25 protein-coding genes are annotated in these 24,104 nt (G+C 37.8%); 13 read left to right on the top strand and 12 right to left on the bottom strand.

The annotated features are described in order from the left end of the window. Positions 1 to 40 precede the first annotated feature (40 nt). From trpD to hybG, 9 genes are all read left to right on the top strand, one after another. Positions 41 to 1,042: an anthranilate phosphoribosyltransferase gene (trpD, locus tag LIX50_RS02595; RefSeq protein ID WP_048953231.1), complete on the top strand. Its 1,002-nt coding sequence runs from the start codon at positions 41 to 43 to the stop codon at positions 1,040 to 1,042. Between the two features lie 40 nt (positions 1,043 to 1,082). Continuing rightward, positions 1,083 to 2,516, top strand: a complete 1,434-nt coding sequence (gene trpCF, locus LIX50_RS02590; protein WP_048953239.1) for a bifunctional indole-3-glycerol-phosphate synthase TrpC/phosphoribosylanthranilate isomerase TrpF — start codon at positions 1,083 to 1,085, stop codon at positions 2,514 to 2,516. Between the two features lie 209 nt (positions 2,517 to 2,725). Further along, positions 2,726 to 3,871, top strand: coding sequence for a hydrogenase 2 small subunit (gene hybO, locus LIX50_RS02585; RefSeq protein WP_048953232.1), 1,146 nt, complete (start codon positions 2,726 to 2,728; stop codon positions 3,869 to 3,871). Between the two features lie 2 nt (positions 3,872 to 3,873). After that, entirely contained in the window at positions 3,874 to 4,914 is a 1,041-nt protein-coding gene (hybA, locus tag LIX50_RS02580) for a hydrogenase 2 operon protein HybA (RefSeq protein WP_005636015.1), read from the top strand. Further along, positions 4,907 to 6,133 carry a Ni/Fe-hydrogenase cytochrome b subunit gene (gene hybB, locus LIX50_RS02575; protein WP_005629305.1) on the top strand — a complete coding sequence of 409 codons (1,227 nt, stop codon included), beginning with the start codon at positions 4,907 to 4,909 and terminating at the stop codon, positions 6,131 to 6,133. The genes hybA and hybB overlap by 8 nt, the downstream gene beginning before the upstream one ends. Beyond that, on the top strand, positions 6,133 to 7,842 hold the full coding sequence (gene hybC, locus LIX50_RS02570; RefSeq protein ID WP_048953233.1) for a hydrogenase 2 large subunit: 1,710 nt from the start codon (positions 6,133 to 6,135) through the stop codon (positions 7,840 to 7,842). The genes hybB and hybC overlap by 1 nt, the downstream gene beginning before the upstream one ends. Next, positions 7,842 to 8,315: a HyaD/HybD family hydrogenase maturation endopeptidase gene (locus LIX50_RS02565; protein WP_005638555.1), complete on the top strand. Its 474-nt coding sequence runs from the start codon at positions 7,842 to 7,844 to the stop codon at positions 8,313 to 8,315. Before hybC ends, LIX50_RS02565 begins: the two co-directional genes overlap by 1 nt. Before the next feature lie 91 nt (positions 8,316 to 8,406). After that, the gene (gene hybE / locus LIX50_RS02560) at positions 8,407 to 8,916 is read left to right on the top strand and encodes a hydrogenase-2 assembly chaperone (protein ID WP_048953234.1); all 510 of its coding nucleotides are present in this window, start codon (positions 8,407 to 8,409) and stop codon (positions 8,914 to 8,916) included. A gap of 29 nt (positions 8,917 to 8,945) precedes the next feature. Beyond that, a complete protein-coding gene (gene hybG / locus LIX50_RS02555; protein ID WP_005626486.1) occupies positions 8,946 to 9,221 on the top strand; it encodes a hydrogenase maturation factor HybG in 276 nt (91 codons plus the stop codon). Between the two features lie 84 nt (positions 9,222 to 9,305). Here the strand turns inward: hybG and fabA are convergent, their stop codons facing one another. Then, positions 9,306 to 9,839 (bottom strand): bifunctional 3-hydroxydecanoyl-ACP dehydratase/trans-2-decenoyl-ACP isomerase, encoded by a 534-nt coding sequence (gene fabA, locus LIX50_RS02550; RefSeq protein ID WP_048952668.1) that lies wholly within the window; start codon positions 9,837 to 9,839, stop codon positions 9,306 to 9,308. Between the two features lie 165 nt (positions 9,840 to 10,004). Next, the gene (locus LIX50_RS02545; protein ID WP_048952669.1) at positions 10,005 to 11,765 is read right to left on the bottom strand and encodes an AAA family ATPase; all 1,761 of its coding nucleotides are present in this window, start codon (positions 11,763 to 11,765) and stop codon (positions 10,005 to 10,007) included. A 127-nt stretch (positions 11,766 to 11,892) separates the two neighbouring features. On the opposite strand from LIX50_RS02545, the gene matP reads away from it, so the two are divergent. Then, on the top strand, positions 11,893 to 12,339 hold the full coding sequence (matP, locus tag LIX50_RS02540) for a macrodomain Ter protein MatP (protein WP_048952670.1): 447 nt from the start codon (positions 11,893 to 11,895) through the stop codon (positions 12,337 to 12,339). A gap of 65 nt (positions 12,340 to 12,404) precedes the next feature. Here the strand turns inward: matP and cspD are convergent, their stop codons facing one another. From cspD to LIX50_RS02520, 4 genes are all read right to left on the bottom strand, one after another. Next, positions 12,405 to 12,623 (bottom strand): cold shock domain-containing protein CspD, encoded by a 219-nt coding sequence (cspD, locus tag LIX50_RS02535; protein WP_048952671.1) that lies wholly within the window; start codon positions 12,621 to 12,623, stop codon positions 12,405 to 12,407. 149 nt (positions 12,624 to 12,772) lie between these two features. Next, positions 12,773 to 12,925 (bottom strand): YoaH family protein, encoded by a 153-nt coding sequence (locus LIX50_RS02530; RefSeq protein WP_048952672.1) that lies wholly within the window; start codon positions 12,923 to 12,925, stop codon positions 12,773 to 12,775. Continuing rightward, entirely contained in the window at positions 12,918 to 13,637 is a 720-nt protein-coding gene (truC, locus tag LIX50_RS02525; RefSeq protein ID WP_048952690.1) for a tRNA pseudouridine(65) synthase TruC, read from the bottom strand. The genes LIX50_RS02530 and truC overlap by 8 nt, the downstream gene beginning before the upstream one ends. Further along, complete coding sequence (locus LIX50_RS02520; protein ID WP_048952673.1) at positions 13,637 to 13,951, bottom strand: YqcC family protein; 315 nt, start codon at positions 13,949 to 13,951, stop codon at positions 13,637 to 13,639. Before LIX50_RS02520 ends, truC begins: the two co-directional genes overlap by 1 nt. 241 nt (positions 13,952 to 14,192) lie before the next feature. Between LIX50_RS02520 and ytfE the strand changes: the two genes are divergently transcribed. After that, entirely contained in the window at positions 14,193 to 14,864 is a 672-nt protein-coding gene (ytfE, locus tag LIX50_RS02515; protein WP_048952674.1) for an iron-sulfur cluster repair protein YtfE, read from the top strand. A 63-nt stretch (positions 14,865 to 14,927) separates the two neighbouring features. On the opposite strand, the gene LIX50_RS02510 is transcribed toward ytfE, so the two are convergent. Together LIX50_RS02510 and sohB are read right to left on the bottom strand one after the other, a co-directional pair. Next, entirely contained in the window at positions 14,928 to 15,782 is an 855-nt protein-coding gene (locus LIX50_RS02510; RefSeq protein ID WP_048952675.1) for an OmpA family protein, read from the bottom strand. Positions 15,783 to 15,973: 191 nt separating this feature from the next. Beyond that, a complete protein-coding gene (gene sohB / locus LIX50_RS02505) occupies positions 15,974 to 17,035 on the bottom strand; it encodes a protease SohB (protein ID WP_048952676.1) in 1,062 nt (353 codons plus the stop codon). Between the two features lie 118 nt (positions 17,036 to 17,153). On the opposite strand from sohB, the gene asnS reads away from it, so the two are divergent. Further along, positions 17,154 to 18,557, top strand: coding sequence for an asparagine--tRNA ligase (gene asnS / locus LIX50_RS02500; protein ID WP_048952677.1), 1,404 nt, complete (start codon positions 17,154 to 17,156; stop codon positions 18,555 to 18,557). A gap of 75 nt (positions 18,558 to 18,632) precedes the next feature. Continuing rightward, entirely contained in the window at positions 18,633 to 19,322 is a 690-nt protein-coding gene (can, locus tag LIX50_RS02495; protein WP_048952678.1) for a carbonate dehydratase, read from the top strand. Between the two features lie 28 nt (positions 19,323 to 19,350). On the opposite strand, the gene LIX50_RS02490 is transcribed toward can, so the two are convergent. The 4 genes from LIX50_RS02490 to LIX50_RS02475 form a co-directional block, all read right to left on the bottom strand. Further along, a complete protein-coding gene (locus tag LIX50_RS02490; RefSeq protein WP_048952679.1) occupies positions 19,351 to 21,294 on the bottom strand; it encodes an ABC transporter ATP-binding protein in 1,944 nt (647 codons plus the stop codon). Positions 21,295 to 21,387: 93 nt separating this feature from the next. Then, complete coding sequence (locus tag LIX50_RS02485) at positions 21,388 to 22,773, bottom strand: anti-phage deoxyguanosine triphosphatase (RefSeq protein ID WP_048952680.1); 1,386 nt, start codon at positions 22,771 to 22,773, stop codon at positions 21,388 to 21,390. A gap of 92 nt (positions 22,774 to 22,865) precedes the next feature. Next, positions 22,866 to 23,561, bottom strand: a complete 696-nt coding sequence (locus tag LIX50_RS02480) for a CidB/LrgB family autolysis modulator (RefSeq protein ID WP_048952681.1) — start codon at positions 23,559 to 23,561, stop codon at positions 22,866 to 22,868. A gap of 20 nt (positions 23,562 to 23,581) precedes the next feature. Next, positions 23,582 to 24,013, bottom strand: a complete 432-nt coding sequence (locus LIX50_RS02475) for a CidA/LrgA family protein (RefSeq protein ID WP_048952682.1) — start codon at positions 24,011 to 24,013, stop codon at positions 23,582 to 23,584. Positions 24,014 to 24,104 lie beyond the last annotated feature (91 nt).

Below are 24,104 nucleotides of genomic sequence, written 5' to 3'. Positions count from 1 at the left end.
AATTAGCAAATCCATATACAAAGAAAAACAGGAATAGACTATGCAACACAACCAATTATTAGAACAACTTTATAGCGGACATTCACTTTCGGCTTCAGAAAGCACCGCACTTTTTAATGCAGTCATCCAAGGTGAGCTTTCCAATGAACAAATTGCTGCAATGCTGATTGCGTTAAAAGTGCGGGGAGCAAATACTGAAGAAATTACGGGTGCGGTTGCTGCCTCATTACAAAATGCCAAAGTATTTCCACGTCCAGATTATCCTTTTGCGGATATTGTAGGAACGGGTGGTGATGGGCAAAACACCATTAATATTTCTACTGCTAGTGCCATTGTTGCAGCATCAATGGGAGCAAAAGTAGCAAAACACGGTAACCGCAGCGTATCAAGCAAATCAGGTGCTAGCGATGTGTTAACCGCACTTGGCGTGAATGTGAATGTCACACCAGAGCAAGCTCGACAAGCATTAGATGAAATTGGTGTCTGCTTTTTATTTGCTCAACAATATCATTCTGGTTTCCGCCACGTTGCGCCAGTCCGTGCAGCTTTAAAAACACGCACTATCTTTAATATTTTAGGGCCGCTTATCAATCCTGCTCGCCCGACTTATCATTTACTTGGCGTATATGCACCTGAATTAGTGAAAACCTATGCTGAAACCGCAGTCGCCTTAGGGCATCAACATTCCTTTGTTGTACATGGTTCAGGCTTAGATGAAGTCGCATTACACGGTGAAACACAAGTGGCAGAAATTAAAAATGGCAAAATTGAATATTTCACTTTAACGCCTGAAGATTTTGGCTTAAAAGCGCAATCCCTCGAAACTCTTCGCGGTGGTGAACCACAAGAAAATGCCCAAATGCTCACCGCACTTTTACAAGGCAAAGGAAAAGCTGAACACGCAAATGCTGTAGCAGCAAACACGGCATTATTATTGAAATTATTCGGACACGATGACTTAAAACAAAATGTGCAAAATGTATTGGCGCATCTTGCATCAGGTAAAGCCTTTGAAACATTACAGAAATTAACCACATATTAATAAAAAGCTAATTTAATACGCCATAATAAGAAGAAAAATGATGATCACTCAAGATTTTACCAAACCCATTGATTCCGCTACGGTGTTACAAAAAATTGTACTTGATAAAGCACAATGGGTTAAAGCAAAGGAAACTGAATTTCCGCTTTCTCAGTTTAAACAAAACGTTCAAAAATCTGACCGCTCTTTTTACGCTGCATTATCAAAAGGCACACATCAAAAGCCAGCCTATATTTTGGAATGTAAAAAAGCCTCTCCTTCCAAGGGATTAATTCGTGCTGAATTTAATTTGGAAGATATCGCCAATGTCTATAAACATTATGCCTCTGCTGTATCTGTGCTGACAGATGAAAAATACTTCCAAGGTAATTTTGAGTTCTTGCCTTTAGTTCGCGGTATCGTGAGTCAACCTGTGCTTTGCAAAGATTTTATGATTAGCGAATATCAAGTTTACCTTGCTCGCTACTATCAAGCGGATGCAATTTTATTAATGCTTTCTGTGGTAAACGATGAGACTTATCATGTACTGGCAGATCTTGCGCATTCTCTTGGTATGGGCGTATTGACAGAAACTAGTAATGAAGAAGAATTTGAACGCGCCCTTGCGCTTGGTGCGAAAATTATTGGTGTTAATAACCGTAACTTACATGATTTGACAGTGGATTTAAATCGTGTTGTTGAACTCACTGAAAAATACGCCGACCGAATCCCTGCTGATGTACGTATTATTAGCGAATCAGGCATTTACAATCACAAGCAAATTCGTCAATTACAAAAAGTGGCGCATGGTTTCTTAATTGGGAGCAGCTTAATGGGCAACCAAGATTTGAATAATGCGGTTCGCTCGGTGATTTTTGGAGAAAATAAAGTATGCGGTTTAACGCGCGCGCAAGATGTCAAAATCGTTTACGAAAACGGCGCACTTTACGGCGGATTAATCTTCGTAGAACATTCAAAACGTTGTGTGAGTTTACGCCAGGCGCAAGAATTGGTAACCACTGCTCCACTTCGATTTGTTGGTGTGTTTCAGAATCAAGAACTTGACTTTATCGCAAAAATAGCCAGCCAGTTGCAACTTTATGCGGTGCAATTACACGGTGCAGAAAATGAATCATTTATTACAGCACTTCGTCAGCAACTATCAAAAAACACGCAGATCTGGAAAGCGATTTCGGTCAATACTGAAGCCCAAAGTGCGGTCAATTTTACTGATGATTTAAATGTAGATCGTTATATTTTTGATAGCCAAACAGCGAACCAACAAGGTGGCACAGGGAAAACTTTTGATTGGTCATTAATTCCTGAAAATCTTAAACACAAGATTATTTTAGCTGGCGGCATCTCACCAAATAATGCGGAACAAGCCATTCAACAAAATTGCTTAGGCTTAGATCTTAATTCTGGCGTAGAAAGTGCTGCGGGCGTAAAAGATCAAGAAAAAGTGCGGTTAGTTTTTGAAAAAATTTGTGCTTAATCCAATCTAAGGCTGTATTCTACAGCCTTTATTTTTATTCTTTTTCAATCAAATAAGAACTACTCTCAAATACAATAACATTCCGTTCACAATTTAGACATATTTTTTCTATAAATTCTTCATTTCATGATTATGATCAAATTTTTTTTAAAGAAAACATTTATCATTGGCCAATTCCCACAATAAATGTGTGTCTTTGGAGTGATACTATGAATAATACGGATGGCGTTTTTTCTGCACTGGCAGATGTTTCTCGCCGAGATTTTATGAAATTATGTACCGCACTTGCGGCTACGATGGGGCTAAATTCTAAAGCGGGCGCGGAAATGACGGCAGCAATGACCAGTCCAGCACGCCCACCAGTGCTTTGGATTGGCGCACAAGAATGTACTGGCTGTACAGAATCTTTACTGCGTGCAACCCACCCAACTGTTGAAAATCTCGTACTAGATTTAATTTCCCTCGAATATCATGAGGTGCTTTCTGCCGCATTTGGTGAACAAGCGGAAGAAAATAAACATAATGCTATCCATAATTATTATGGCAAATATGTGCTTGTGGTCGATGGTTCCATTCCAATTAAAGACGGCGGTGTGTACTGCATGGTGGCAGGCAAACCAATTGTGGAACATATTCGTGAAGCCGCAAAAGGTGCCGCAGCCATTATTGCAATTGGATCCTGCTCATCTTGGGGCGGTGTTCCATCTTGCGGTGGCAACCCAACAGGTGCGGTCAGTCTTTCTGAAGTTTTACCAAAAGGCACACCAATTATTAATATTCCTGGTTGCCCTCCTAACCCACATAATTTCTTGGCAACCGTTGCCTATATCATCACTTATAAAAAATTACCAGCAATGGATAAATTAAATCGCCCATTGTTTGCTTATGACCGTCTAATCCATGAAAACTGTTATCGCCGACCGCACTTTGATGCAGGCCGTTTCGCAAAAGAATTTGGCGATTATGGTCATCGCCATGGCTGGTGTTTATATCATTTAGGTTGTAAAGGACCAGAAACTTACGGCAACTGCTCTACACTAGAATTCTGTGATGTTGGTGGTAATAACTGGCCAGTAGGTATCGGACATCCTTGCTATGGCTGTAACGATCAAGGTATCGGCTTTACCAAAGGCATTTTCCAATTAGCGAACGTCGAAAATCCAACGCCACGCGTGGAAAAACCAGATGTAAACAATGTTGAAGGCGAAGGTGCCTCAATGACGGCGATTGGCTTATTAGGCGGTGCTGCAGCCATTTTAGCAGGTGTCAGCGTGATGACCTTGAAAGAATTGAGCAAACAACATAAAGCGAACAAAGCTGCAGACAATCAAGCCAATCAAGATCAAGGACACTAAAGATGGATAGACGAAATTTCCTTAAAGCAGGTCTGCTGGGAACAGTCACATCAGGTCTGCCCGTTGCAAAAGCAGAAGCGGTGGAAAATCTTCCTCCAATTCCTGGCGCACTTGGGATGCTTTATGACTCCACACTTTGCGTTGGCTGTCAGGCTTGTGTAGCAGAATGTCAGCAAGTAAACAAAACACCTGTCAATCCAAAAGGTGAGCAAACTTGGGCAAACAATGACAAACTCACTCCGTTCACACGCAATGTGATTCAAGTATGGAGTGATGGCGACGGCAAAAATAAAGATAAAACAGAAAACGGTTATGCTTATGTTAAAAAACAATGCATGCATTGTGTTGATCCAAACTGCGTTTCTGTTTGCCCTGTACAGGCTTTAACCAAAGATCCTAAAACAGGTATTGTTAAATACGATCCTGATATTTGTACTGGTTGCCGTTATTGTATGGTGGGCTGTCCGTTTGACGTGCCAAAATATGATTATGACAATCCATTTGGTCAAATCAGCAAATGTGAACTTTGCAACCAAAAAGGTGTGGAACGCTTAGATAAAGGTGAATTACCAGGTTGTTGTCATGTTTGTCCAACTGGGGCAATTATTTTTGGTACCCGTGAAGAACTTTTAGCAGAAGCAAAACGTCGTTTAAGTTTATTACGTGGCACAGAATATGACTATCCTCGCCAACATGTAAACAGTAAAGACACTTATCGCGCAACTGTGCCAGCCTATCAATATCGTATTTACGGTGAAAAAGAAGGTGGCGGTACACAAGTATTAGTGTTAAGTGCGGTTCCACAAGAAAATTTAGGTTTTCCTGAGTTAGATGATATTGCTACAGGTGCACGCGCAGCGCATTTACAACACTTCCTGTATCGCGGTTTGGCATTGCCACTGGTGGCGTTAGCTGGTTTAACAATGATGACTTATAAGAATATGCACGGCGATAAGATTCGTGAACGAATTGAAGCGCAAAAAGAAGCAATGCGCCAAGCACGTAAAGAAATGGAAGAAGCGGAGGATGAACATCATGGGTAATCCACGTCCGGTAGGCGGACGATTAGTTTCCGCCAGTATTCTCTTTTTTGCACCTTTGGCTGTAATTTGTATCTTATTAATTATTAAGCGTTTGTTCTTAGGTATCGGTTCCGTCACCGCACTTAACGGGGGTTATCCTTGGGGCTTATGGATTTCCTTTGACTTACTTGTAGGTACAGGTTTTGCCTGTGGTGGTTGGGCATTAGCTTGGACAGTATATATTTTCAATAAAGGGAAATATCACCCTCTTGTGCGTCCCGCATTGCTTGCAAGCTTATTCGGCTATTCACTAGGTGGTCTTTCCATCACCATTGATATGGGGCGTTACTGGCACTTGCCTTACTTCTACATTCCAGGTCAATTCAATACAAACTCGGTGTTATTTGAAACCGCATTTTGTATGACGATTTACATCATTGTTGTTACCCTTGAATTTGCGCCAGTTTGGCTCGGGTTCTTAGGATTGAAAAAATGGTTCAATAAGCTCAACAAAATTATGTTCTTTGTCATCGCACTTGGCGCACTATTACCGATGATGCACCAATCATCTATGGGATCATTAATGATCGCCGCTGGTCATAAAGTTCATCAAGTGTGGCAAAGCTATGAAGCATTACCAATCTTATCCTTGCTTACCGCATTTATTATGGGCTTTTCTATCGTAATTTTTGAAGGTTCTTTAGTGCGCGCAGGTTTAGCAGGAAAAACACCAGATGAACGTTCACTCTTTACCCAGCTTGCAAAAGTGACCGCTGGATTAATCGCACTTTTCCTTGCAGTACGCTTTGGTGAGTTGATTTACCATGACAAACTCCATTATGTATTCGGATTCGATAAACTTGGTAAATTTGAAGCTTGGATGTTTTGGATGGAAGTATGGTTAATGACATTACCATTACTCACTTTATTCCTTGGTGAGAAAAAATCTGATTCACGTTGGCTATTTATCTCAGCCTTGAGCATGTTACTCGGCGCAGCCCTATGGCGTTTAAATTACTCAATGATTATGTACGATCCAGGTAATGGCTATCGTTACTTCCCATCAGCAGAAGAATTGCTAATTTCTATTGGTTTCGTTTCCATCGAAATTTGCGCCTATATTTTAATAATTCGTCTATTCCCTGTCTTACCAGTGTTGAAAGAAAAACATCATGAAGACTCGGAACAAATTATTGCCGAAAAAGCACAATTCAGTAAAAAAATGAGCGGAGCAGAATAATGACTGAAAAAAAACGTATCTCAATCGACCCTATCACACGCATTGAAGGCCATTTGCGTATCGATTGCGAAATTGAAAATGGCGTAGTAACAAACGCTTGGTCATCAGGCACAATGTGGCGTGGTATGGAAAATATCGTGAAAGGTTCAGATCCGCGTGACGCTTGGATGATTATGCAACGTATTTGTGGCGTTTGTACAACCGTTCACGCCATTATGAGTGTGCGTGCAGTGGAAGATGCTCTCGGTGCCAAAGTACCAGTGAATGCACAATATATCCGCAATATGATTCTTTCTGCTCATAGCATGCACGACCATATCGTTCATTTTTATCAACTTTCTGCGATGGACTGGGTGGATATCACTGCGGCACTTAACGCTGATCCCGATAAAGCCGCTGAAATGCTTAAAGGTGTTTCAACATGGGGGCTAAACAGTGCAAATGAATTCCGCAATGTACAAAATAAAATTAAATCTTTAGTTGAAAGCGGTCAGCTTGGTATTTTTGCCAACGGTTATTTCGGTCACTCTGCAATGAAATTACCTCCAGAAGTAAACCTAATCGCTGTGGCTCACTATCTACAAGCCCTTGAATGTCAACGTGATTGTAACCGTATTGTGGCATTACTCGGCGGAAAAACACCGCACATTCAAAACTTAGCAATTGGTGGCGTGGCAAACCCAATCAACTTAGACTCTCAATCAGTATTAAACTTAGAACGTTTAATGTTTGTAAAATCCTGTATTGATCGTTTAAATGACTTTGTTACCCAAGTTTATCGTGTTGATGCGGCGATCATTGCGGCCTATTACCCTGAATGGCTCAATCTTGGTAAAACATCGGGTAACTACCTTTCAGTGCCTGAATATCCAATTGATGGTGATAATTCTAAATTTGTTCTAACGGGTGGCTATATTGAAAACTTCGATATTTCGACCTTCCGTCTAATTACCCAACAGAAAGATGAATTTGTTGTAAAAGGCATTAAAGAAAGTGGTAAACACGCTTGGTATGAAGACGATGAACCGCTTGAACCTTGGGCTGGCTTAACACGTCCGAAATATACAGGCTGGCAAGATGAAGGCAAATATTCATGGGTTAAAGCGCCAAGTTTCTACGGAAAAGTTGTTGAAGTCGGCCCTCTTGCCTATTTAATGTGTAACTTGGCAAACCAAAATAAAGATACATTACATCACTTTAACCATATTAAAGGGCTGTATGAAAAACTGAGCGGCAATACCTTATCCGTTGACCATTTACATTCAACCTTAGGGCGTATTATTGCTCGTACCGTACATTGTTGCGTGCTAAATGATATTCTTGAACAACAATGGAAACTACTTGTTGATAATATTGGCACAGGTGATACCGTTGCTTATCTCAAAACAGACATTCCACAAACTGGTGAGTTTAAAGGTGTTGGGTTTGGTGAAGTGCCTCGTGGCATGCTCTCTCACTGGGTTGTCGTTAAAAATGGCAAAATCGAAAATTATCAAGCCGTTGTACCATCAACTTGGAATGCAGGTCCTCGTAACCAAAATGATGAAATGGGGCCTTATGAGCTTTCCATCATCGGCACACCCGTAGCAGATCCGACAAAACCATTAGAAGTTGTGCGCACAATTCACTCTTTTGACCCTTGTATGTCATGCGCAGTGCATGTTGTGAACACAGAAAATGGTGAAGTCACACAAGTGAAGGTGCTCTAATGAAACCATTAATCTTAGGTGTTGGTAATATTTTACTCGGCGATGAAGGGGTGGGCGTACGAATCGCCCAAGCCCTAGAAAATCGCCCTGAAATTTTACCGCACTTTGATGTGGTTGACGGTGGCACTTGCGGCATGGAATTACTCGATGAAATGGCAAATCGTGAGCATATCATCATCATTGATGCTGTACTCGCCAATAAACAGCCAGGAGAAATCATTGTGCTTCATGATGAGCAAGTGCCAGTATTTTTCTCGCGTAAAATTTCACCACACCAACTTGGCATTTGTGATGTGCTTTCTGCGTTAAAATTAACGGATGAATTCCCTAAAAACCTATGTTTAATTGGGGTTCAACCAGAAACTTTTGAGCCGCAGATTGCATTAAGTGAAACAATTCAAAAACAATTTCCAGAAATTTTTAAAACATTAGAAAACGTTTTGAAAGAGTATGGATTTCACGTTCAAATGTAGATGAGAAATAATACATTTCACGCACGCCATAATTTGCTCTTATGGTATGCGTGAATTGTTGAAATTCACCTCGCTATAAATTTTAATAATTATGTATCGACACGAAAAAACACCAGAAAATACCACCTCACTTGAAGGTGTTATTCAAGGCTTCTCCGAAGAGCCATCTTCAATCTTCCAAAACGAAATGCGAAAAGTTGCAGAAGAAATGAAAGATCTTCCTTTCTATCGAAAAGGTATCGACTGCTATTGTCCTAAATTTGTACTTTTTGAAAACCAATGGATAGGTACAGTTGTGACACCTTGGATGTTGAGCATTGTCATTTTACCAGGCAAAGATCAAGAATGGGAACCGCGTGAAATTGGTGATAAACTTTCAGTACAACTACCCTATAAAACCTTCACCTTCACAGTGAGTAGTTTAGAAAATATTCCACAATATCTTAGTTGCTCCCTTCATTCTCCGATTGATCCTGCCATGACAAATACTCAAGCAGCTCAACTCGCACAAGATTGCCTCAGAATGATTTTATCAATGCCAACAAAAGCAACAACTTTTGATCCAGATCGACGTAACTTATTCCGCGCGATAGTAAAATAGGTACAAATTTCAATAGGAGTGAAAGTATTATGTGTTTAGGTGTTCCAGGCCAAATTGTTAAGATTGGCGAAAGCGCTCTTCAACTTGCCACAGTGGATGTATGTGGCGTACAACGTGATGTGAATATTTCACTAGTCTGCACAGGAGATCCTGCCGATTTACTTGGCAAATGGGTGCTCGTTCATGTAGGCTTTGCAATGAGTGTTATTGATGAAGATGAAGCCAAGAAAACCCAAGAAGCCCTACTCGCCATGAGTCAACTAGAACACGAAGTTGGGGATTTTTTAGGATTAAATCAAAAATAAAGATAACATACTGATCCGATGTAATTTATCTCATCGCTCAATCCTATAAGAGCAGGACAGGATATACCTGTCCGCTCTATAAAACTAAAATGCTGAAGTATCTTGAAATAAACCTACTTTTAAATCTGTAGCGGTATAAATGATACGTCCATCAACTTCAACTTCACCATCAGCCATACCCATCACAAGCTTACGATTAATAACACGTTTCATATTAATTCGATAGATCACTTTTTTAGCCGTTGGCAAAATCTGTCCAGTAAATTTTACTTCACCAACTCCTAATGCCCTACCTTTTCCTTTGCCACCAATCCAGCCTAAGTAGAAGCCTACAAGTTGCCACATTGCATCTAACCCTAAACACCCAGGCATAACTGGATCACCAATAAAATGACAGCCAAAAAAAGGTAAATTAGGGGTAATATCAAGCTCTGCTTCAATATAGCCTTTACCAAATGCGCCTTTTTCTTCATTCATTTCGATAATTCTGTCCATCATCAACATCGTTGGTGCAGGCAATTGAGGCCCATCGTTACCAAATAACTCACCACGACCTGATGCAAGCAAATCATCGTATGAATAACTGCTTTTTTTATTAGGTGTACAAGTGTTTTGCATTTTACCTTCCTATATACATGATAATTTCAGCACTATACTGATTAAATATATTCTAGAAAGAATAAATAAATCTGTAAATAGCGAACACTTGTTAGCAGAACTAGTCGGATCAGTGCCGTTTAATTATAACTAAAAGAAAAGCGAACAAATGTTCGCTTTTCTTAATTAAGATTTAAAAAAATCCCAAAATCCTTTTTTTTCAGAATTGAGCTGATTTTCAATCCTACGTTGAATTAAACGAGAAATAGGCATTGTTTTTTCTGAATATTCTTTATTTTCATCTAATAAATCACGTTCAAACAAGTACTCACAGGCTTGATAAATATCTTCAACTGGATAAATAAAAAATTCATTATTTTTTACCGCACTTTTAACTTCATCAGATAGACTCAGTTGCTGTATAGTTGTCATAGGAATAATCACACCTTGCTTGCCTGTTAATCCACGACGCTGACAAATTGTGAAAAAACCTTCAATTTTATCATTTACACCGCCTACTGAATGAACCAAACCAAATTGATCGATAGAACCTGTAATCGCAATGTTTTGAGGTAGTGGTAAATCAGATAAAGCACTCACCAATACACAGAAAATTGCAAGCGATGCACTGTCACCATCAATTTCACCGTAAGACTGTTCAAACACCAATGATGCAGAAAAAGGCAATTGAGAAGGGAGATCAAGAATATTAGAAAGACAAGCTTGAGCAATCATCATACCTTTACTATGAATATTTCCTGCAAGCTCATTTTTTCTTTCAACATCAATAACTTCCCCTTCACCAAACTGGACAATACAACTAATACGTGAGGGTTCACCAAAACTCACCGGTGTGCCTGGATATTCAATCACTGAAAGCCCATTTATCTGTCCAACAATTTCCCCTTGGGTCTCCACATAGACTTGTTCATTTAAAATATCAGCATAAGTTTGCTCTTTCAAAAAGCCATATTGTATAGATTTTCTTTGAAAAACAGCTTCAAAATCATCCGCACTTAATATTGAATTACCCGTTAATGTCACTACATCTTGTAGTATTTCTTTAAGTTTAAGAGGTGAAATATTGATGAGAAATCGATCTTCACTTTCGCGTACTAATAATTTATATAATTTATTGAGTGCAGAAAAATTCATTTCAACATTAAGTGTTTGTGCTATTTTCTTCACATAACCAGCCCACATCTTTTGAGATTCAACTTCTGCCACTGAAATATAACTCTCAATTTCAGCATAATCAGCAAAAGAATATAATGATTCTTCTAACTCACCTAAAGTTGCCAATTCTGTACGATTTCCAAGCACAATAACTTTCAAATTAAGCTTATAACTAGGCACATCGCAGGGCAAGTGTTTAAAAGGATGAGCTGAATACCAATCAAAAGTTTGTGTTTGTAAAATTTGCTTTAGTCGTAACCATAAGTCAAACTGAGATAATAGCATTGCTGCACTTAAAATTAATACTCCTCCATTTGCACGATGAACTAATCCAGGATTTAATTGAATATCATGAGAACTAGGATGAACACGAAGAGAACCAAACAATTGAAATTGATCACAATAAAGTGCGTTCACCACCTCACCTGGCGTAGCAAAATTATCGTCTAGGGAATGGGCCATCTCTGTATAAACACGTGGAAAAGAAAAAGCGTCTCCTTGCTCAACAACATAATTTACACCAAAAACCAATTGTTCACGATGATGATGCAACTTAGTAAAGGATTCCAATAACGAAGCATATTCAGCTTGATCATCAGCTTTAAGCATTAGCAAAAAACGATTAGGATGACGTAAAAATACAGATAGAGCCTGTTTAGCATTAGGTTGTAATGACCAAAAATCAACCCTCTCTGGTGGAAATTCTGTTATAGCTAGATCTGGTTGCAACGCTTGCCAATCCAAGGCTTGTTGAGGAAAAAATGAACTCACAGTCACTCTCTTTTTGAAAAAATTAGGGCTATTATCGCATATTTCATACGCTTGTAAAAATCTGCTAGAAAATTCATTTAAAAAGACTTACACTAGTCGAGTTACCACGTCACTGAATAGTTAAAACATGAAATATCAAAAACTTGAAAATCAAGAAGCTAATTGGAAATGGATTTATCTCATTCGAAAATACCGTGAAGGAGAAAATATTACATGTTATGAAGAACGCAGTCTACAAGAGGCAAAATCACAAGAATTATTAGCCTGTCAACATTATCCCGAAAAAATAGAAGCATGGATAAAAAACCATCTTTCTCCAGCACTTCCAATTAAATTAGATCAGGCTATTCGGGCGCGCCGTAAACGCTTTTTTAATGGTGAAAAACAGCATACAAAAAAGAAGTCTATTGATTTAGAATATGCTGTATGGCAACGTCTTTCAAGATATTCTCGCAAAATGAAAATGACATTATCAGAAACTATTACCTATATGATTGATGAGCGAGAAAGTAAAGCACAATTTGAAAATCAAATGGCTGCAATGAAAAACAGCTTGAAGAATTTACTCAAATAAAAAAGACAAGCTGCAATTCTTGTCTTTTTACTTAGGACTAAATAGAGAAAATCAGAGCAACATCGTTACTCCTGGTTATCCACTATAGGGATAATTTTTGTGGCATGAGAGCCTTTGTCTCCATGAATCACTTCAAATTGTACTTTTTGCCCTGCTTTTAAAGAGCGATACCCTTCCATTTCAATAACAGAATAATGAGCAAAAATATCGGCATCTACACCTTCAGCGGAAATGAAACCAAATCCCTTTGCATTATTAAACCATTTCACTACACCAATTTCCATAAAAGACCTCTCTAGGCTTTGCCTATTAAAACAAAATACCAATAAGGCGATTGCCTTATCACCTCGCATGGTTAATATGTTCAGTCATTTTATGAAATAATGCAATGAAAAATCTTCAAAAATGATAACTAGATCACAAAAAATTAGTTTTATGATGCCTTTTTATTATGATTATGTGCTTCTCGTATCGCCTTTGCTACAATTTGGATAGCCTCACCACTACTTACACCTTTAGCCATCAACGCTTGAATTTGTTCTACTGCTTTTTGTTGTTGTTCATGCGTTAAAATAATATCAAACATTCTCCCATCCTAATTTATTCATTAATTTTAACCATTGTTCATCTAAACCTGCAGTGAGCTTTATCTCTATTTGTGTTATAGGGTGAATAAATATTAATTCATAAGCATGCAAAAATAATCGTTGACAACCTGTATGAGTAGTTAATGCTCGATTCTGATGTAAATCGCCATATTGAGTATCCCCTAAAATTGGATGAAAAATATGTTTCATATGCCGCCGCAATTGATGTTTTCGCCCCGTATAAGGAATCAATTTCACTAAAGAATAACGTGCAGTTTGGTAACGCCCAACCGGATAAGGCATTTCTGCAGTTCTTATCCCTTCATATTTAGTTATGGCATCTTGAGGAGGTTTATCTTCTTGGGATAATTTATCTGCAATTTTATCTAATTGAATTTTTAATGGATAGTCAATGATGTCCCTTCCCTCTAAATATCCTCTTACGACGGCTAAATAAGATTTCTCCACACATCGCTGTTCAAATTGCTGACATAATATATTGGCAATTTCGCTATTTAATGCAAACAATAAGACACCAGATGTGGGACGATCGAGACGATGAACAGGAAACACATGCTGACCAATTTGATCTCGTAAAGTTTGCATGACAAATTGTGTTTCGTGAGGATCAAGCCAGCTACGATGTACCATCATTCCTGCAGGTTTATTCACCGCAATCAGTACATCATCTTGATATAGAATCTCTAATATCATTGATTTTTCAATAATTCTTCTAAGGCTATTAAAGGAGACAATAATTGTTCTAATTCATCAAATTCTTTCATTGCTTCTTCAATATAAGGGGAAATTGCGATCTGATTTGGCAATGGCGCACCACTTTCCAGCAATGCTAGCATACGTGGAATAAATACCCATTGTAGCCATTCTTGAGCAGACATCGTATCAATAGAAAACGGTTCTTCACTGAGAAAAGCATCAGCAGCTGGAGGAATACTTTGCCATAATGACAAAGAATGCATAACATTTTGTAATTGCTGGATATACTTTTTTGTTTGATTACGCATAATAATTCCTCTAAAAAATATAATGCTTATTCTACAAAAAATCATATTATTTCGCAAAAACACTATAATTTTAATCGCTAATCATCATCTTCCTTACTACTTAATCTCGCTATTATGAAGTATTTTTCTTGATTTAAGTCATCATTTTATCAATAAATGAATATAAACACTTTCCATCACAAAGAAAATATCCTACTATTTTGATAGGTTTTATTCTATTTCATTTAAGAAGGAGTGATTTATGTCTTTTGCCCAACAAAAACTTAGCGAATTAGCAGTTTCTATCCCGGGAGCAACAAAAATTTTTCGTGAATATGATTTAGATTTTTGTTGCGGTGGTTCTATCTTACTAGAAGTTGCCGCACAGCAAAAAAATCTTAATCTCGCTGAGATTGAAACGCGCTTAGCTCATTTACAACAAAGTAAATCAGAAAATAATGATAAAGATTGGAATGTTGCACCTTATGACGAAATTATCGATCATATTATTACACGCTACCATAATCGCCATCGAGAGCAGCTACCTGAATTAATTACCTTGGCTCAAAAAGTTGAAAATGTACATGGTGATCGTGAAGATTGCCCAATTGGGGTAGCCGCACAACTAGAAAAAATTTACATAGAATTAAGTCAACATTTAATGAAAGAAGAACAAATTCTTTTCCCAATGATTAAGGCCAAAAATTATATGATGGCAGCTATGCCAATCCGTGTAATGGAAATGGAGCATGATGAAGCAGGGCAAGATGTAGAAGTCGTTAAATCTCTCACTAATCATTGTACAGCGCCGGCTGATGCTTGTTTTAGTTGGAAAGCCCTATATAGTGGGATTAATGAGTTTATTGATGACCTTATGCATCATATTCATTTAGAGAACAATATTTTATTCCCTAGAGTATTAAGAGAAAAATAATTTATGTAAAAAGGGCTAGATAAAATATCTAGCCCTATGTTTTTAATGACGTAAATACCTAAATTATTTTTGGTATAAAGGAGCTGGTCCTTGAGTACCGCCATTAGATTGACTACCTTCCTGTAATTTTAATACAGAACCAGAAGCAGTCACTTCTACACGACGGTTAGGTCTTAAACACTCTCTTAACGCTTGTTTATCTGTTACATCATCACAAGCCTTAACTTGTGGATTTTTACCATATCCAACTGCGTTGATCTGAGCAACAACACCATCTTCTAATAAACGTGCTTTAACACGATTTGCACGACGTTGAGAAAGATTTAAGTTATAAGAATCTGAACCTAAACGGTCAGTATAACCTGCAACTTTAACATCTTTTGCACCAGTTGCCTTTAATTGATTTGCAACGTTATCAACGACTTCTTTACCACGCGCAGTTAAAGTATCTTTATCAAAATCAAATAAGAAATCACCGCTTAAACTGAATGCAGAATTACCGTTACAGCCATTAGGGAACCAAAAGAAAGATTGTGCATTATGGTTTTTATCAAATAACACTTTATACTGACAAACTTTGTGAACCCCATTTTCACGATAATTAAATACATAATCCCATTCTTCTACGCCATATAAACCTTCAGCAAAATGAGGATCACCGATTAATTGACGAATTTGATCTTTATTTTGACCACGTTCGATCAAACGAACATTAGACCAATTTGGCCATGTACCAAATTGACTACCATCATGATTAAAACCTGATGTATCAATTTTTGGCCATACTAATTGTGGTACTTGCTCACCATTTACATCTTTATATTCAGGTGTACCAGCATCTGTTACTTTGCTTAAGTTACCACAAGCTGTCACAGTTGCGATTGCAACAGTAGATAATAAAATACGAGATAATTTCATTTGTTTTACCTTTTAATTTGTAAAATCCCTAAATTAAAGGGATAACTAAACTTTATAAATTTCAAAGAACAAAACTTTCAAAGTTTCGGCGCATATACTAATGGCAAAACTTTACCTTGTAAATAACAAATTACTTGATTTTGCCTAAATCAACCGTTTTTTTTGTAAAGATAATGTAAAGAAATTAAAGTTTATTGAATAAAATTATTTACCTTCTTCATCATATAACCATAAATGATATTCGCTAAACTTTCTTCTGCTTGGCGACCCAATTTTTTTATTAACGATTTTTTCAATCGATATTTTACCGCTAGAACTCGTTTTTCTTTCATCTTATCTAAAATCAAATCATCACTTGTAGTGATTTCATCAACTAATTTCAATTCTAGCGCTTGCGTCCCAAACCAATGCTCTCCTGTTGCTATTTTATCTATATCTAAGTGAGGACGGTTTTGTAAAACAAATTGTTTAAATAATTGATGTGTTTCTTCTAATTCTTGTTGGAATTTTTGTTTACCTTTTTCGGTATTTTCCCCCAACATTGTTACAGTTCGCTTAAACTCTCCAGCGGTCATTACATCTACATCCACATCATATTTTTTCAATAAACGATGAATATTAGGAATTTGTGCAACCACACCTATCGACCCAATGATAGCAAACGGAGCAGATACAATTTTATCAGCAATACAAGCCATCATATAACCTCCACTTGCTGCTACTTTATCCACCGCAATCGTTAACTTAATTCCTTTTTGTTTTAAACGAGCTAATTGAGATGCGGCAAACCCATAATCATGCACAATACCGCCAGGACTTTCTAAACGTAGTAATACTTCATCTTCTGGTTTCGCGACACTTAAGATTGCTGAAATTTCTTCTCTAAGTGCGGTTGTTTCTGATGCTGAAATATCACCATGAAAATCTAAGATATATACACAACCTTTCTTTGCGTCATCTACAGTTTCACCTTTTTTTAATTTCTCTTTCCGTTTTTTGACTTTTTGCTTTTCAGCTTTTTTCTCTGCTTTAGCTTGTTGTTTTAGCTCTTCTTCAGAAAAATTAAAATCGCGCAACACTCGAATTTGACTATCAAATTCTTCCAATAAATCCTTAATTTCCAGCTCGCCTACTTTCACTTTATTATGCTGACGATGTGAAATAATTAAGCTTACAATGACTAAAATCACTAATAAAACCGTCAAAATTTCTAAAACAAAAATTCCATAGCCCGTTAAAATATCGTTTAACATTGTTTCTCCTCACGATGAATAATCCACTCCATTCTATACTTTTTTATGGAAAAAATTCCATACTCAGGTAAAATATCTCTATTTTTACGTAAAATTACATTTAGTTATAGAGGTTTATATGTCTAACGTAGCATCAATTGTTGATGTATTACAAGGAAAAGTGGCGATTGGTGAAACCGTCACTGTACGTGGTTGGGTACGTACCCGTCGCGATTCTAAAGCTGGCTTATCTTTCTTAGCGGTTTATGACGGTTCTTGCTTTGATCCAATTCAAGCGATTATTAATAACGATATTGAAAATTACGAAAGCGAAATTTTACGTTTAACAACTGGCTGTTCTGTGATTGTAACGGGTAAAGTCGTTGAATCACCAGCAGAAGGACAAGCGGTTGAATTACAAGCAGAAAAAGTGGAAGTGACAGGGTTTGTTGAAGATCCAGATACTTACCCAATGGCAGCAAAACGCCACTCTATTGAATATTTACGCGAAGTGGCTCACTTACGCCCTCGTACCAATATTATTGGTGCTGTCGCACGTGTTCGCCATTGTTTATCTCAAGCAATTCACCGTTTCTTCCATGAGCAAGGTTTCTACTGGGTGGCAACCCCATTAATTACTGCATCAGACACTGAAGGTGCGGGTGAAATGTTCCGTGTTTCTACACTTGATTTAGAAAATCTTCCACGTGGTGAAAATGGAAAAGTGGATTTCAGCCAAGATTTCTTCGGAAAAGAATCATTTTTAACGGTTTCAGGTCAGTTAAACGGTGAAACCTATGCTTGTGCATTAAGCAAAATTTATACTTTTGGCCCAACATTCCGTGCAGAAAACTCGAATACAACTCGTCACTTAGCTGAATTCTGGATGGTTGAACCTGAAGTTGCATTTGCAACCTTAGCGGATAACGCAAAACTTGCAGAAGATATGTTGAAATACGTATTCCGTGCAGTATTGACTGAGCGTAAAGACGACTTACAATTCTTTGAAAAACACGTAGATAAAGATGTTATTACGCGTTTAGAAAACTTTGTAAACTCAGATTTTGCGCAAATTGACTATACCGATGCCATTGATGTGTTATTAAAATCTGGCAAGAAATTTGAATTCCCAGTTTCTTGGGGTATCGATCTTTCTTCTGAACACGAACGTTTCTTAGCGGAAGAATATTTCAAATCACCAGTTGTGGTGAAAAACTATCCAAAAGACATTAAAGCATTCTATATGCGTTTAAATGATGATGGAAAAACTGTGGCAGCAATGGACGTGTTAGCTCCAGGAATTGGTGAAATCATCGGTGGTTCACAACGTGAAGAACGTTTAGATGTGCTTGATAAACGTATGGAAGAAATGGGATTAAACCCAGATGATTATTGGTGGTATCGTGATCTGCGTAAATACGGTAGCGTTCCACATTCTGGTTTTGGTCTTGGTTTTGAACGCTTAATCGTCTATGTAACTGGCGTGCAAAACATTCGTGATGTAATTCCATTCCCACGCGCGCCAAGAAATGCGAATTTCTAATTCAATTTAACTTTAATATTGACCGCACTTACCTAAAAGTGCGGTCAATTTTTTCAGAATTTTAAGGAAAGCAAAATGGATAAAATTAAACAACTCTTTGCCAACAATTACAGTTGGGCGCAAAGAATGAAGGAAGAAAATTCTACTTACTTCAAAGAGCTTGCGGATCATCAAACTCCACATTACCTTTGGATTGGTTGTTCTGATAGCCGTGTACCCGCTGAGAAATTGACGAATCTTGAACCTGGTGAATTATTTGTTCATCGTAATGTTGCTAACCAAGTAATTCACACCGATTTTAATTGCCTTTCTGTTGTGCAATATGCCGTCGATGTGCTTAAAATTGAACATATTATTATCTGTGGTCACACCAACTGCGGTGGTATTCATGCCGCTATGGCAGATAAAGATTTAGGGCTTATCAACAACTGGCTTCTTCATATTCGTGATATTTGGTTTAAACACGGTCATCTTCTCGGTAAACTTTCTCCAGAAAAACGCGCGGATATGCTGACTAAAATTAATGTAGCGGAACAGGTTTACAATCTTGGGCGCACTTCAATTGTAAAAAGTGCTTGGGAACGCGGACAAAAACTCTCATTACACGGCTGGGTATATGATGTAAATGATGGATTTTTAGTGGATCAAGGCGTAATAGCAACCAGTAGAGAAACCCTTGAAATATCTTACCGGAATGCTATCTCTCGCTTATCAACGCTTGATGAAGAAAGTATTTTGAAAAAAGATCATCTTGAAAATATCTAAAGAAAACGCCCTTTCGGGCGTTATTTTTTTAAGCTTTACCGTCAGCCAAATTTTTCTTTTCTTCCAACTCTTCCCAGCGTAAAAATGCTGTTTCTAATTCGGCTTCAGTATCCGCCAATACTTTTAATTTAGCGTCGGTAATATCATGAGCCTGTTGGAAAAATGCTGGATCGGCTATTTCAGCTTGCAGTGCGGTGATTTTAGTTTCCAGCTCTTCCAATTGTTGTGGAAGTTGTTCTAGCTCACGTTGTTCTTTATAAGAAAGTTTCACTGATTTAGGCTTAGAAGTGCGGTCATTTTTCACCGTATTTTCTTCTTTTAGCGATTCAGTTTTCTTCGCTTTAGCCTGCTCTTCTACTGCTTTGCTTGCCCAGAAATTGGCTTGTTGCTGTTTCGCATCAAAGAATCCTCCCACATACTTATTCAAACGCCCTTCACCTTCGAATAAATAACATTCTGTCGCAGTATTATCGATAAATTGACGGTCATGGCTCACAATTAACAATGTGCCCTGATAATCAGTCAAAATTTCTTCTAAAAGCTCCAATGTTTCTACATCAAGATCATTGGTCGGTTCGTCAAGAATCAATAAATTATTTGGTTTGAGTAATAATTTTGCAAGCAATAAACGATTTCGTTCTCCCCCCGATAAAGCTTTAACTGGCGTCATTGCACGTTTTGGCGGAAATAAGAAATCCTGCAAATACCCTAGCACATGGCGTTTTACACCATTGACTTCAATATCTTGTTTGCCATCTGCCACATTATCCATTACGGTTTTTTCAGGATCTAAATCAGCACGATATTGGTCAAAATAAGCAATGTCTAATTTGGTACCACAACGGATTTTTCCTGATGTTGGCTGAATTTCACCCAGCAATAATTTAATAAACGTAGTTTTTCCACAGCCATTTGGCCCAACAAGCGCAATTTTGTCTCCACGTAAAATGGTTGTTGAAAAATTTTTTAACAAAGTTTTTCCTGCGATTTCATAGCTCACATCTTCCATTTCAAAGACAATTTTGCCTGAACGACTTGAAGTATCTAACTGTAATTTGGCTGTTCCCATTACCTCACGGCGTTGGCGGCGTTCCTCACGCATGGCTTTTAATGCACGCACTCGCCCTTCATTTCTTGTACGGCGAGCCTTGATACCTTGACGAATCCACACTTCTTCCTGTGCAAGGCGTTTATCAAATAATTCATTCTGCAAGGCTTCAACACGTAGATTTTCTTCTTTCGTGGTTAAATATAAATCGTAATTGCCTGGATAAGAGACTAATTGACCGCGATCTAAATCCACGATACGTGTTGCCATTTTTCGAATAAAAGAACGGTCATGGGAAATAAATACAATGCTACCTTGAAAATCTAGTAAGAAATTTTCCAACCATTCAATGGCTTCCACATCCAAGTGGTTGGTTGGTTCATCAAGTAATAACACATCAGGATCGCATACCAATGCGCGCGCTAATGCTGCTTTACGCAACCAACCGCCGGAAAGTGCGGATAATTTTGTGTTTGGATTCAAGCCTAGTTTTAACAGCACTTCATTGATTTTATTTTCAAATCGCCAGCCATCAGCGTGTTCTAATTTAGCCTGAACTTGCTCTAATTGACTTAAAATTTGATCACTGTAATTTTCTTCCAATTGAACAGAAATATGATGATATTCTTTCAATAAATCCGTTAAATGCCCAACACCTTCCGCAACATAATCAAAAATATTGCCCTGTGCATTACGCGGTGGGTCTTGTTCTAAACGAGAAACCACAAGATCTTTTTCATATTGGATTTTGCCATCATCCATGAGCACATCGCCTGCGATGATTTTCAATAAAGTTGATTTACCTGCGCCGTTACGCCCAACTAAACAAACACGTTCATTCGGTTCAATATGTAGTTCTGCGTGATCTAACAAAGGTGCATCACTAAAGGAAAGATATCCATTGGTTAAACTAATTAATGCCACAACTGCCCCATAAAAATTCAGTGAAAATTAACCGCACTATTCTATACGGTTTGCATAAAAAATCCCATCAATTCGATGGGATTCGCTCTTAAATCAAAGTTGTTGATATACCCGCAATGCGTGTGCATCTGACATGCCTGCAATATAATCGCAAATAATCCGCTTCTTCCCTTCTTCTGATGCATTGCGCCAGCGATTTGCAGTATTTCGCGGTAATAAACGCTCCGGATCAGATTCAAAAATCTGGAACATTTCTGTCAACATTCTCTGCCCTTTATATTCGATTCGTTGAGTATCCACATTGCGAATAACATAATCCCAAACGAATTTTTTAAATACACCAAGTGCAGCAATCACTTCCGGTAGCAACTCTGCGTTATAACGTAACAAAGGTTCATCAAAATTTGTCGTTAATTTCCACCGCACATTAGTAATAAAAAAGTTCACCAATGCGCCAATCGCTTGTTTGCGCTCAAAATGTTTATCAGAGAAAAGTCGTTGGCTAATTGAATCAATCTTTTCATGCAACCAAGCTGACGGAATTTGTTTTAATTCGGAATGTGCCGCTTGCCATTGATGAGGATTTACCACGCCAGTTACAATCGCATCCTCTAAATCATGTACGCCATAGGCAATATCATCCGCCAATTCCATAATGCTGCAATCCAGAGATTTAAAACGAGTATGTAAAGATTCAGCTGGATTTTCCCGCACTTTTTTAAATTGACAGAATAAAGTGCGGTCATTTTCAGAAAGATTTTCCAGCAACCAATTAAACATTTTTAAATCATCACGGAAAATGCCTTTTCCTGGAATCCAATCATGAATACGCACAAAACGCGGATCAATATTGCGAGAAAAATTAAGTTCTGCATATTGAGGCGAAGCCACATCTAACAACGCTGGGTATTTCACGACACCCAATAGTGTTCTACGCGTTAGATTCATCCCTGCATTTTCAGTGTAAGGCTCAAGTTTTGTTAAAATTCTAAAGGTTTGTGCATTCCCTTCGAAACCGCCCTGCTCTGCCATCATATAATTTAATGCCGTTTCGCCACCATGCCCAAAAGGCGGATGTCCTATATCATGAGCAAAGCACAAACTCTCAATAAGATCATTACTTGGCAATAAAGGTTTTAACTGCTTTTGTAATTCGTTTTTATCAATATTTAATGCTTGAGAAAGGCTTTCAAAGGTTTCTAAAAATTTAAGCTGTGCAACGAGACTACTGCCAATCTGTGCAACTTCCAAAGAGTGAGTTAAGCGAGTGCGATAAAAATCATTTTCGCCAATTGCGTGAATTTGAGTTTTTGCTTGCAAACAACGAAAGGCGGCAGAATGTAGAATCCGCCCGCGATCGCGACGAAATGGTGGGCGATTATCTTTTTCGCGTGGAGGATCGGGGAGAAAACGTTCTATCCAAGAAGAATCAATGATAAGTGGTTTCATATCGCTTTGTTTTATTTCGTTTTTCTGCATTATCTAATCATTTAGCACAAAAAACAACCGCACTTTATCTAGAACAAACACAATCTAGAATAAATAAAGTGCGGTTGAATTTTTATTGATATTTAAACAAAGAAATAAATCAGCTTAAATACAAATGGCGCGAGAATAGAACTAATAATCCCACAAAGCACAAGAGAAATAGAACTGTAACTTCCTGCCGTTGAGTTAGTTTCCATACAGCTTACTGTTCCAAGTGCATGAGAAACAGAACCAACGGAAAGTCCTATAGCTTCTTGATGTTTAATACCTAATTTTTTTAATACAAGGTAACCAAACACAGAGCCTTGCAAACCTGCAACAACAACCCCTACAGCGGTAACAGCAGGAATTCCGCCTAAATGGCGAGAAACCTCCATCGCGATAGGCGTTGTAATAGATTTAGGTAAAACTGTTGCGACCATTTCAGGAGTTGCGCCTAAAAGAAATGCTAAAAGTGCGCCACTTAACATTGCTAAAAAAGAGGCAATGAAAACCGTTGAAAGAATGATTTTCCATTGTTTGGCAATTTGTCGGAGTTGTTCATAAAGCGGCAAAGCAAGAGCAACGATACTCAATGAAAGCAAATTGTTTATTGGTGCATTCCCAACCATATAATCATCATATGGAATTTTGCCTACAACCAAAATTACCACAAGAATCAACACGGTTAAGATAAATGAATTGAAAATGACTGATTTCCAACGTTTACTAATTTGTAATGCAAGCCAAAATCCGAAAATTGTTAAAAATGTATAAAGATAAATTGCGTACTGCTGCATAATTGACATCCAAATAAAGACTACATGTTTTCAGTTATTTGTTTCTCTTGAACTTGGCGACGTTTTATTACTTTTTTCCGTTTATGTGTAAAAGATTGGAGTTGATATAAATGATTGGCAAAAAAACCAATCACAACTAATGTAATACATGTGCTTACAATATTGGGAAGTAATAAAATATTAACCTGTTCTCTTAATAAATCAGAATATTTAATAATGCCTACGCTTACAGGTACAAAAAGTACGGCCATAAAACGAATCAATAAGCTCGCGCCTAAATAAATCCAATCTAAATGAATTAATCGTGTCGTTAAACCTAAAAAGAGCAATAACAATCCCCAAATACTCCCAGGTACACCTACAGGTACATAATGTGCAATAAGATTTCCGAGATATAACATAATGTATAAAATGACCAAAGAACGGGCCAATAAAAACACCTTTTGAACCATATTCGACCTTTTCAACTTTTTTGATAATGTTTAAAAAAGATTTTACGCCTTTTAAGAGAAAATTGACCACCTATTTTTAAATAAAATCGGG

This window comes from Haemophilus sp. Marseille-P9675, from assembly GCF_916862695.1.
In the GTDB taxonomy this organism is placed as follows: Bacteria; Pseudomonadota; Gammaproteobacteria; order Enterobacterales; family Pasteurellaceae; genus Haemophilus; species Haemophilus haemolyticus_K.
This window is presented reverse-complemented; position numbering and strand designations above follow the sequence as displayed.

Coding starts and splice junctions, on each gene's coding strand:
- trpD (WP_048953231.1), top strand. CDS start 41: ATGCAACACAACCAATTATTAGAACAACTTTATAGCGGACATTCACTT.
- trpCF (WP_048953239.1), top strand. CDS start 1,083: ATGATCACTCAAGATTTTACCAAACCCATTGATTCCGCTACGGTGTTA.
- hybO (WP_048953232.1), top strand. CDS start 2,726: ATGAATAATACGGATGGCGTTTTTTCTGCACTGGCAGATGTTTCTCGC.
- hybA (WP_005636015.1), top strand. CDS start 3,874: ATGGATAGACGAAATTTCCTTAAAGCAGGTCTGCTGGGAACAGTCACA.
- hybB (WP_005629305.1), top strand. CDS start 4,907: ATGGGTAATCCACGTCCGGTAGGCGGACGATTAGTTTCCGCCAGTATT.
- hybC (WP_048953233.1), top strand. CDS start 6,133: ATGACTGAAAAAAAACGTATCTCAATCGACCCTATCACACGCATTGAA.
- LIX50_RS02565 (WP_005638555.1), top strand. CDS start 7,842: ATGAAACCATTAATCTTAGGTGTTGGTAATATTTTACTCGGCGATGAA.
- hybE (WP_048953234.1), top strand. CDS start 8,407: ATGTATCGACACGAAAAAACACCAGAAAATACCACCTCACTTGAAGGT.
- hybG (WP_005626486.1), top strand. CDS start 8,946: ATGTGTTTAGGTGTTCCAGGCCAAATTGTTAAGATTGGCGAAAGCGCT.
- fabA (WP_048952668.1), bottom strand. CDS start 9,839: ATGCAAAACACTTGTACACCTAATAAAAAAAGCAGTTATTCATACGAT.
- matP (WP_048952670.1), top strand. CDS start 11,893: ATGAAATATCAAAAACTTGAAAATCAAGAAGCTAATTGGAAATGGATT.
- cspD (WP_048952671.1), bottom strand. CDS start 12,623: ATGGAAATTGGTGTAGTGAAATGGTTTAATAATGCAAAGGGATTTGGT.
- LIX50_RS02530 (WP_048952672.1), bottom strand. CDS start 12,925: ATGTTTGATATTATTTTAACGCATGAACAACAACAAAAAGCAGTAGAA.
- LIX50_RS02520 (WP_048952673.1), bottom strand. CDS start 13,951: ATGCGTAATCAAACAAAAAAGTATATCCAGCAATTACAAAATGTTATG.
- ytfE (WP_048952674.1), top strand. CDS start 14,193: ATGTCTTTTGCCCAACAAAAACTTAGCGAATTAGCAGTTTCTATCCCG.
- LIX50_RS02510 (WP_048952675.1), bottom strand. CDS start 15,782: ATGAAATTATCTCGTATTTTATTATCTACTGTTGCAATCGCAACTGTG.
- sohB (WP_048952676.1), bottom strand. CDS start 17,035: ATGTTAAACGATATTTTAACGGGCTATGGAATTTTTGTTTTAGAAATT.
- asnS (WP_048952677.1), top strand. CDS start 17,154: ATGTCTAACGTAGCATCAATTGTTGATGTATTACAAGGAAAAGTGGCG.
- can (WP_048952678.1), top strand. CDS start 18,633: ATGGATAAAATTAAACAACTCTTTGCCAACAATTACAGTTGGGCGCAA.
- LIX50_RS02485 (WP_048952680.1), bottom strand. CDS start 22,773: ATGCAGAAAAACGAAATAAAACAAAGCGATATGAAACCACTTATCATT.
- LIX50_RS02480 (WP_048952681.1), bottom strand. CDS start 23,561: ATGCAGCAGTACGCAATTTATCTTTATACATTTTTAACAATTTTCGGA.
- LIX50_RS02475 (WP_048952682.1), bottom strand. CDS start 24,013: ATGGTTCAAAAGGTGTTTTTATTGGCCCGTTCTTTGGTCATTTTATAC.